Below are 9,204 nucleotides of genomic sequence, written 5' to 3'. Positions count from 1 at the left end.
CAAAACTACATCCCCTGGACCTGCAACCTATCCCGGGAACGGGTTATAATTAACAATAAAAGAGAGCCCATGTCAAGGCTTCTAATCCTCAAAGATGACCTTTTTAAACTTCCTTTTTCCGATCTTCCATATATATCCGACAGTGTCCTTTAATGACATCTCCTTGCCGGTTACTTTTGTAAGTTTGATGTCTGCATGGGGCAACGTCAACTGTGATCCGGACAGATATGCAAAACCCGATACACCACCCTGTTCGATCATCCTGATCCCTTCTCCCACGGAAGTCACCGTACCGAGATCCCGGAGAAAATGGGGGATCGAAACAGGATCTTTTTCAGGTCTTTTCATTGTCACCGTATCAATCTCTTCAGGCACTTCCTTCTCCCTGAACATCTTTTCAAAGTTCTCGTGGGCTATCTTCGCCGCCTCTGAGCTGTGGAATCTCACTATGATCTCTTTCGCGAGGTTGACTTTCGCCTCTTTCGGATGCACCGTGCCTTTTTGTATCCCTTCTTTCAGTTGTTTCAGGTCCTCAAGCGATATATCGCTCAGAAGTTCATAGTATTTCAGCATCAGCTCGTCGGATATGGACATGAGCTTGCCGAACATGATGTCCGGCGGTTCATCGATACCAACGTAATTCCCATAACTCTTGCTCATCTTGTTGACGCCGTCGGTGCCTTCGAGCAGCGGAACAGTAACGATCACCTGTGATTCCATGCCATAAGATTTCTGGATGTCCCTGCCGACAAAAAGATTGAAGATCTGGTCATGGCCTCCGAGTTCCACATCAGCCTTCAGGGCAACCGAATCATAGCCCTGTACCAGGGGATACAGGAATTCGTGGATACTGATAGACTGGTTATTCTGATACCTGTTCCTGAAATCCTCGCGCTCCATCATGCGCGCCATCGTGTACTGGGCGCAGAGTCTTATCATGTCTGCCGCGTTCATTGCTTCAAACCACTCGCTGTTGAAGCGCACCTCTGTCTTCTCAGGATCGAGGATCTTGAAAACCTGTCTTTTATAGGTCTCTGCATTGGCAAGTAATTCTTCCTTTGTGAGGGCCGGCCTCGTCTCTATCCTGCCTGTAGGATCTCCTATCATACCCGTAAAGTCACCGATGAGGAAGATCGCCGTGTGGCCCAATTCCTGAAACTGTTTTAGTTTCTGGAGGACAACCGTATGCCCAAGGTGCAGGTCGGGCGCTGTGGGGTCAAGCCCGAGTTTTACCCTGAGGGGCATCTTGTTGCTTTTTGCCTTTGTGAGCTTATTTCTCAGTTCGTTCTCATTAACGAGGTCTACGGCGCCCCTCTTAATAATCTCTATATCCCTCTCTATATCCATATGTCATCCTGATGTTCAGTCTATCTTTTGCTTCACCCTTTCTATGGCAACACACTTCTTGCTCGTACTGTCTATCGTTATCATAACGCCCTGCACTTCAATATCATCTTTCCCAACCTCGAATTTCTGAGGAAGCTGGGTCAGGAATCTCTCGAGTACGACCTTCTTTTCCATGCCGATCACCGAGTCCGCAGGGCCGGTCATGCCCGCGTCGGTGATATACCCTGTGCCTTTCGGCAGTATCCTTTCATCTGCTGTCTGAACGTGGGTGTGTGTGCCCACGACCGCAGATACCTTGCCGTCGAGAAACCATCCCATCGCTATCTTTTCAGAAGTAGCTTCAGCATGGAAGTCAACAAGAATAGGAGCATCTCCGCAGGCCTGTTCTATAAATCTTTCCATGGCGCGGAACGGGCACGTAAGGGGATTCATGAAGATACGACCCTCGATATTGGCTACATAGAGGGATTTCCCGTTCTTACGGACAAGCGTATAGCCAAAACCAGGTGTACCATCGGGATAATTCAAGGGGCGGATCACCCTCTGTTCTTCCATGAGAAAGATGGCAATCTCCTTTTTTTTCCAGACATGGTTCCCGGTCGTAACCACATCAACCCCGTATGACAGCGCTTCTAATGCGGTTGATGGGGTAATCCCTATTCCTCCCGCAAGGTTTTCTCCATTAACAACGAAAAAATCCGCGCTGACTGTTTTTATATACTTTTCTATCGCCTTTCTTCCCGGTTTCCCTATAACGTCACCGAGGAAAAGCACCTTTATATTATTTGGCATATTCTATTGACCTGGTCTCTCTGATTACGACAACCTTGATCTGTCCCGGATACGAAAGGTCTGTCTCTATCTTCTTTGCGATGTCTCGTGATATGACATTAATGCTGTCGTCGTTGATCTTTTCGCTGTTTACAACGATACGTATCTCACGACCTGCCTGTATAGCGTATGATTTTTCCACGCCCTGAAAACTATTGGCTATACGCTCAAGTTCTTCAAGCCTTTTAATATATGTTTCCAGCATCTCCCTTCGTGCGCCGGGCCTTGCCCCCGACAGCGCATCTGCGGCCTGGACAATGACGTCAAGGAGGCTTGTTGTTTCAACATCTTCGTGGTGCGCGAGAATGGCGTGCACAATCAGTTCATTTTCACCGTATTTTTTCGCGAGATCAGCCCCGATGGTGGCGTGTGAACCTTCTACCTCGTGGTCTACGGCCTTGCCGATATCGTGCAAAAGCCCTGCCCTTTTTGCATCCTTCGGACTGATCCTTAATTCAGAAGCGATAGCGCCGCAGATAAAGGCAACTTCAAGGGAATGCTGGTATATGTTCTGGGCATAACTGCTCCTGAACTTGAGCCTGCCAAGCAATTTAATGATCTCGGGATGGACATTATGGACGCCGAGGTCAAAAACAGCCTGCTCGCCGGAGTCTTTTATCTTTTCTTCCATCTCTTCTGCGACCTTCGAAACGATCTCTTCGATCCTGGCGGGATGGATTCTCCCGTCACCGATCAAGCGCTCGATGGATATCCTTGCCACCTCTCTCCGGATAGGGTTAAAGCAGGAGAGGATCACTGCCTCAGGCGTATCATCAATAATGATATCTACACCGGTGGCCGCCTCAAGGGCCCGGATGTTACGGCCTTCCCTCCCGATTATCCTTCCCTTCATCTCTTCATTGGGAAGGGTTACAACGGATACCGTATCCTCACCGACGTAATCGCCTGCGTATCTCTGGATTGCGAAGGCAATGATCTCTTTCGCCTTCTTGTCGGCCTTTTCCCTGGCTTCTTCCTCAATCTTCTTGATTATCTTCATGGATTCGTATTTTGCTTCGTCTTCCATCGCCTGCATAAGCATCTTTTTTGCTTCTTCTCCGGTAAGTCCGGATATCTTTTCCAGGTGTTCTTTGCCTTTTATAATGAGGGCTTCATTTTCCCTGATCTTTGTGTCGAGAAAGGACTGTTTTTGTGAGATCTCACGGTCCTTCTTAGATAGTTCATCTTCCTTTCTGTCGATAAGCTCGATCTTTTTATCCAGATTTGACTCTTTCTGGGCAAGCCGTTTTTCGGTATTCTGTAATTCCAGCCTCCTCGATTTGGTCTCATTCTCAAGCTCATTTTTTGCCTGCAGGACGATATCTTTAGCCTGGATGGAGCCTTCCCGCATGAGGACGTCAGCCTCTTTTTTAGCGTCCTCAAGTATCTTCTTTCCTATCTTTTCGTACTCGCCGATTTTCTTCTTCTGGATAAGGCGGGCAAGGGCAAGGCCTATAAAAACAGCTATTATGAAGCTGATTGCTGAAATGATTATTGTATCCAAAATTCCCCCTATGGTAAAGGTTACTTATACCGGGGTTAGGAAGATAAAGAAGAGAGGGGTAACTTACATCTATATGAAAGGAGTTTTAAAACCTCCGTAAAAACACATGATATCTATATCAACCCTCTGTTTTCTCTACTACCAACCCTGAATTTAAGCCCCGCAGGTGCCGTGTAAACAGTATGTCTTGAACCTCTTGTTAAAGTGGGTGCCGTATTGTTGTATCAGGCTTCTCGTCATAATAACGAGCATGCACACAACAACAAGGTAAGGCTCCCCTTATAGAGGTGTTGGCTCTAAGCCTACCATTTATCACGTACACTGCAGGGAACATCTATGTCCTCAAACTTTTTTATAAGTTTTAATGTCCTTCCTTCAACAAGTTCTGCCTGCTTCTTCATCTCGAGATATTCATCGGTCACTTCCATAAATGCCATGATCACAGCGTTCAATGTATTAATGATGCCATACCGGTTAATCGCATACTCTATCTTCTCGTTCACATAACGTGCATCCCTTTTGATCCTGTCCTCATCTTCTCCTACGAAAGTAAATGGTTGCTTTAAAATGGTTACTTCAACTTTCTTCTCCATATTTTACCCTCATATCTCTACTTTTTCAACTTTTTCTAAGATCTTGGTAACCTTGTCGATAAGTACTTCTCTTTCCTTTTTTATCTCATCCATTTTCTCTTGTATATTCTTGTCGTTACCTTCCAATGATTTAAGTTTAACATTAAGTTTTTCGTTTTCATCTTTAATAATTTTATATTTTTCTATAAGTTTGTCAATCTTTTCTTCAAGTTCTTCAATCTTATTTTCACTAAATATATCTCTTTTTATGCTGAAAACTTCCATAATATATTAACCTTTCCCCCTATGTTCTTAATTATCCTCCCTTTTTTGCTCAAAAGTCAAGTATAAAAGGTAAGATTTAATAAAAGTATCGATATCTCCGTCAAGAACGGCTTCTGCGTTATGCTCCTCGCATTTTGTTCTGTGGTCTTTTATGAGTTTATAAGGGTGGAGGACATATGAACGTATCTGGCTCCCCCAGGCAATGTCCTTCTTCTCTTTGTTCAATGAGTTCAATTTATCTTCCTTTTTCTTCTTTTCGAGTTCATAGATCCTTGATTTAAGGATCGCCATGGCAATGGCCTTGTTCTTGTGCTGAGACCTTTCGTTCTGGCATTGGACAACAATTCCGGTGGGGATATGGGTGATCCGGATTGCCGACTCTGTCCGGTTCACGTGCTGTCCACCGGGACCGCTGGAGCGGAAAGTATCGATCCTCAGATCCTCTTCCTTGATATCTACATGTATATCTTCGGGAATCTCCGGATATGCGTAAACCGAGGCAAATGATGTATGCCTCCTGTTGTTTGAATCGAACGGAGAGACCCTCACGAGCCGGTGGATACCGACCTCACATTTCAGATATCCGTATGTATAGGGGCCTCTTACTAAAAAGGTAACGTTTTTTATGCCTGCTTCTTCGCCCTGTAATATATCGACAATCTGTGTTTCAAAACCTTTCTTTTCAGCCCATCTCAGATACATCCGGAGGAGCATCTCTACCCAGTCCTGGGCCTCTGTCCCTCCTGCCCCTGAGTTGATATACATGATCGCATTGGCCTTATCGTTCTCCCCGGCCAGCATACGTTCAATCTCATATTTACCGAGGAGGGCGTCAAGGGAGGCAGCCCTCTGATCTAATTCTTCTATATCTTTAGGGTCTCCTGTTTCTTTTGATATCTCGGCGAGTATAAGTATCTCTTCAAGTTCCTTTTCTTTGCCCTGCCAGTTTTCGATCTCCTCCTGGATAAGCGACCTTTTTTTCAGTATATTCTGTGCCTTTTCCTGGTCTTCCCAGAAGGTAGTTTCGGATATCTCTGAATCGAGTTCCTGCAGCTTTACCTTGAGTGCAGAGTGGTCAAAGATAACCTCTCAGGGCGCTCATTCTTTCAATCAATCCGTCGATCTTGACCTTTATTTCGTCATACATATCTTTTTCCTTTCTACTAAAATTAGTTCCTGTCTCTATAGCCTCTTGACGACTTGTTTTCCAAATTCCGAACATTTCACAGGGTTTACGTTCGTGAGCTGTCTTGCGAGATCGTACGTAACTATCCCATCGCCTATTGTTTTTTCTACAGCCTTCTCAATAAGTGTCGATACACCGTCGAGACCGATATAACGGAAAAGCATCGCGCCGGAGAGGATAAACGATGTAGGGTTAATGACATCCTTGCCGGCGTATTTCGGCGCGCTCCCGTGTGTCGGTTCAAAGATAGCGATCCTGTCGCCTATATTGGCCCCTGGCGCCACGCCAAGGCCGCCTATAAGGGCGGCACATGCGTCGGACAGATAATCGCCGTTCAGGTTGGGACACAAAAGGATATCATACTCATCAGGCCTTAAAATAACCTGCATGAACATGTTATCAGCGATCCTGTCATTGAAGACGATCTTCCCCTTCTCCGCGTCAAAGGTGATCTCTCCGGGAAACTCCCTTGCAACTTCATATGCATATTCCTTGAAGGCCCCTTCAGTGTATTTCATGATGTTGCCCTTGTGGACAACAGTTATGGATCTTCTTTTGTTCTTTATCGCATAATCAATGACCCATTTCGTAAATCTGATCGTTCCCGCCCTGCTGATCGGTTTTATCCCCAGGCCTGTGCTGTCCGGCAGGTCTGTTTTCATAGTATCTTTCAGGAACCGTATGAGGCTCTGTGCCTCTGGTGTGCCTTCCTTCCATTCGATACCCCTATAGAGGTCTTCAGTGTTCTCCCGAAAGATAATAAATCCGACCTTTTCAGGTGTCTTCATCGGGCTTGGAAGACCATTGAAGTATCTGACGGGCCGCATACATACGTAAAGGTCAAAGATCTGCCTGAGATATACGTTGATACTCCGGAATCCTCCGCCAACCGGTGTTGTGAGAGGTCCTTTTATTGCTACCTTATATTCCCGTATTGCTTCAACAGTCTCCTCGGGAAGAAGCTTCTTTGTCGTATCCAGCGCCTTCTGTCCTGCGAGCAGCTCCACCCACTCTATGTTCTTTTCTCCATTTGCAGCCCTGTGTAACGCCTCTTCAAATATCTCGTGTGAAGCGTTCCAGATGTCTTCGCCTGTGCCGTCACCGGCAATGTAAGGTATGGTTATTTTCTCTTTCAAATCTTCAAGCTCCCGTGTTTTTTAATGTAACTGTCGAGACCGCCTTCATCGAGGATCTTCCTCATTATAGCCGGGAGCGGTGAGAAGGTACTTTTCTCCCCGCTTGTCCTGTTGTCAAGGACACCTTCATCCAGACTGATCTCCAGTTCGTTGCCTTCTTTAATATCGTCGGTATTGCAGATTATCGCTGCAAGCCCTACATTGATCGCATTCCTGTAAAATATCCTGGCAAAGGAATTGGCAATGATAGCGTCGATACCGGCAAGCTTTATAATGAGCGGTGCATGCTCCCTGCTCGATCCGAGCCCGAAATTCCTGCCGCCGACGATGATGTCGCCTCTGCTGATCTTTTTATGGAAATCCGGTGCAATATCTTCAAAGACGTGTTTTTTTAATTCATCCAGGTTGGACCGCAGATGATAAAATCTCCCCGGTATTATATGGTCGGTGGATATATCATCACCAAACTTCCACGCCTTTCCTTTCAAAATCATCCAAAACCTCCCTCGGGTCTGTCAGTTTTCCTTTTAAGGCTGTTGCTGCTGCTGTTGCCGGGGAACTCAGGATGATCCCCGAATCAGGATTACCCATTCTTCCAAGAAAGTTCCTGTTCGATGTGGCAACACATGTCTCGCCATCGCCGAGCACTCCCTGGTGAAGACCTATGCAGGGCCCGCATCCCGGTGGCAGTATAATTGCCCCTGCCTCAAAAAGTGTCGCCAGGATCCCTTCATGCAATGCCTGATAATAGACTGCCCTTGATGCGGGGCAGACGAGAAGACGAACGTCAGGGTGTTTTTTCCTTCCTTTCAGCATGAGCGATGCGACTCTCAGGTCATCGATCCTGCCGTTTGTGCAGGAGCCTATGAATACCTGCTGTACCGGGATGTTCTTTGCTTCCCTGTCTTCGATGCTCTTCGCGTTGTCGACCTGATGAGGCAGGCTTATCATCGGCGTAAGTTCATGGACGTTGATCTCGAATATCTTCTCATACACAGCATCATCATCAGGCATGATCTCGATATATACCTTCTCTCTCCGCATCCGCCTGAGATACATAAATGTCATAATATCCGATGGAAAAAGCCCGCATTTAGCGCCAGCCTCCACCGCCATGTTTGCTATGGTCATCCTCTCTTCCACGTCAATGTGTTTTACTGTTTCACCGGCGAATTCCATGGATTTATAGGTTGCGCCATCGGCGCCGATCATCCCGATGACCTTCAGGATCAGATCCTTCATAAAGACACCGGACGGAAACCGGCCGTTGAGAACAAAGTTATAACTCTCGGGCACTCTCATCCATGTTGTACCAAGCCCCATGGCAACGGCAATATCCGTAGAACCCATTCCCGTTGAAAATGCCCCCAGTGCTCCCCCTGTACATGTATGGGAATCAGCGCCGACAAGGACCTCTGACGGCGCCAGGATCCGCTCGGTCATAATCTGGTGGCAGATCCCGTCACCGGTTTCGGAGATATTGGCGCCATGTCTTTTTGCAAAATCCCTGATTGTCCTGTGATCATTTGACAGCTCCATGCGGGGACTCGGTGATGCGTGGTCAAGGAAAAAGGTTACCCGCTGCCCGTTAAAGAGTTTTTGAAAACCCATCTCTCCGAATTGCCTGATCGCGAGAGGGGCTGTCCCGTCCTGGAGCAGGATCCTGTCCACATTGACTATCGCGTAGTCGCCCTGCCTGACGTCACTCCCCGTATTGATGCCAAGGATCTTTTCAGCTATTGTTTTACCCATCGTTTATCCTTCAGCCTTCGTGAGATCTTCAAACCGTATATCAAGCCCCAGTATGCCGTTTATGTCTCCGAATTGATCCCTGATGGGACCCGATACGGTGACGCACAGCGCATCGGTGATCTTCGAGGAATAGATGCTGGTAACACCTATCTTCCCGGTCTTCATGGGGTTAATAAACCAGTCTCTGTCTGAGAAATCTTCATGAAGGCCTATCTTGTAATATTTTGCCCTGTCGACGGCCTGTGTTATATTCTTTGTGATCTTTATGCCCTCGCTGTTCACGATATAGGCAAACTGGATAAAAGGATAATCCTCCACGATCTTCTTCAGTGTCTCTTCCTGTTGTTCGGGGACCATGGTCCTGATCTGGTCTTTTTCAATATATTTCTCGATGAGGTGGGCTGCCATATCATATGCCCTCTTCTTCAGGAGCTCGAACTCTGATACGAACATCTCCGGTATGTAGATCCTTACAAGCCGCTCTATCTCTTCCTCTGATATCGACGTGCACCTGCCTTCATCATACTGCTTGATGATCCATTTGTTGATCTTCGCAACTCCGGGATGTATCTTTTCAATCCTGTCTTTTCC

General features: G+C 46.7%; 9 protein-coding genes and 1 other RNA gene. All 10 read right to left on the bottom strand.

Going from position 1 to position 9,204, the window contains the following annotated elements:
• Positions 1-81: 81 nt before the first annotated feature.
• Entirely contained in the window at positions 82-1,347 is a 1,266-nt protein-coding gene (gene tyrS, locus PHU49_10755) for a tyrosine--tRNA ligase (GenBank protein ID MDD5244482.1), read from the bottom strand.
• A gap of 15 nt (positions 1,348-1,362) precedes the next feature.
• The gene (locus PHU49_10750) at positions 1,363-2,139 is read right to left on the bottom strand and encodes a TIGR00282 family metallophosphoesterase (protein ID MDD5244481.1); all 777 of its coding nucleotides are present in this window, start codon (positions 2,137-2,139) and stop codon (positions 1,363-1,365) included.
• Entirely contained in the window at positions 2,129-3,682 is a 1,554-nt protein-coding gene (gene rny / locus PHU49_10745; GenBank protein MDD5244480.1) for a ribonuclease Y, read from the bottom strand. Before rny ends, PHU49_10750 begins: the two co-directional genes overlap by 11 nt.
• 153 nt (positions 3,683-3,835) lie before the next feature.
• Positions 3,836-4,015: non-coding RNA, 6S RNA (ssrS, locus tag PHU49_10740), on the bottom strand.
• A 269-nt stretch (positions 4,016-4,284) separates the two neighbouring features.
• Entirely contained in the window at positions 4,285-4,539 is a 255-nt protein-coding gene (locus tag PHU49_10735) for a hypothetical protein (GenBank protein MDD5244479.1), read from the bottom strand.
• 27 nt (positions 4,540-4,566) lie between these two features.
• Positions 4,567-5,686 (bottom strand): peptide chain release factor 2 gene (gene prfB / locus PHU49_10730; GenBank protein MDD5244478.1). Its coding sequence is split into 2 segments (ribosomal slippage): positions 4,567-5,616 and positions 5,618-5,686, totalling 1,119 coding nucleotides; the frame shifts between segments, so codons are not numbered across the junction.
• Positions 5,687-5,721: 35 nt separating this feature from the next.
• Positions 5,722-6,861 carry an NADP-dependent isocitrate dehydrogenase gene (icd, locus tag PHU49_10725; GenBank protein ID MDD5244477.1) on the bottom strand — a complete coding sequence of 380 codons (1,140 nt, stop codon included), beginning with the start codon at positions 6,859-6,861 and terminating at the stop codon, positions 5,722-5,724.
• Complete coding sequence (locus tag PHU49_10720; protein MDD5244476.1) at positions 6,858-7,355, bottom strand: 3-isopropylmalate dehydratase small subunit; 498 nt, start codon at positions 7,353-7,355, stop codon at positions 6,858-6,860. Before PHU49_10720 ends, icd begins: the two co-directional genes overlap by 4 nt.
• On the bottom strand, positions 7,321-8,613 hold the full coding sequence (locus tag PHU49_10715) for a 3-isopropylmalate dehydratase large subunit (protein MDD5244475.1): 1,293 nt from the start codon (positions 8,611-8,613) through the stop codon (positions 7,321-7,323). The genes PHU49_10720 and PHU49_10715 overlap by 35 nt, the downstream gene beginning before the upstream one ends.
• A 3-nt stretch (positions 8,614-8,616) precedes the next feature.
• A partial coding sequence (locus PHU49_10710) for a PDC sensor domain-containing protein (protein ID MDD5244474.1) occupies positions 8,617-9,204 on the bottom strand: 588 nt, incomplete at its 5' end.

Source organism: Syntrophorhabdaceae bacterium (assembly GCA_028713955.1).
Lineage (GTDB): Bacteria > Desulfobacterota > Syntrophorhabdia > Syntrophorhabdales > Syntrophorhabdaceae > UBA5609.
The sequence above is the reverse complement of the archived record's forward strand: the minus strand, read 5'-3'. Positions and strand labels throughout refer to the sequence as shown.

What these genes read in the sequence shown, in the direction of transcription:
- tyrS (MDD5244482.1), bottom strand. Translation starts at nt 1,347, where the DNA reads ATGGATATAGAGAGGGATATAGAGATTATTAAGAGGGGCGCCGTAGAC.
- PHU49_10715 (MDD5244475.1), bottom strand. Translation starts at nt 8,613, where the DNA reads ATGGGTAAAACAATAGCTGAAAAGATCCTTGGCATCAATACGGGGAGT.
- PHU49_10720 (MDD5244476.1), bottom strand. Translation starts at nt 7,355, where the DNA reads ATGATTTTGAAAGGAAAGGCGTGGAAGTTTGGTGATGATATATCCACC.
- PHU49_10735 (MDD5244479.1), bottom strand. Translation starts at nt 4,539, where the DNA reads ATGGAAGTTTTCAGCATAAAAAGAGATATATTTAGTGAAAATAAGATT.
- PHU49_10750 (MDD5244481.1), bottom strand. Translation starts at nt 2,139, where the DNA reads ATGCCAAATAATATAAAGGTGCTTTTCCTCGGTGACGTTATAGGGAAA.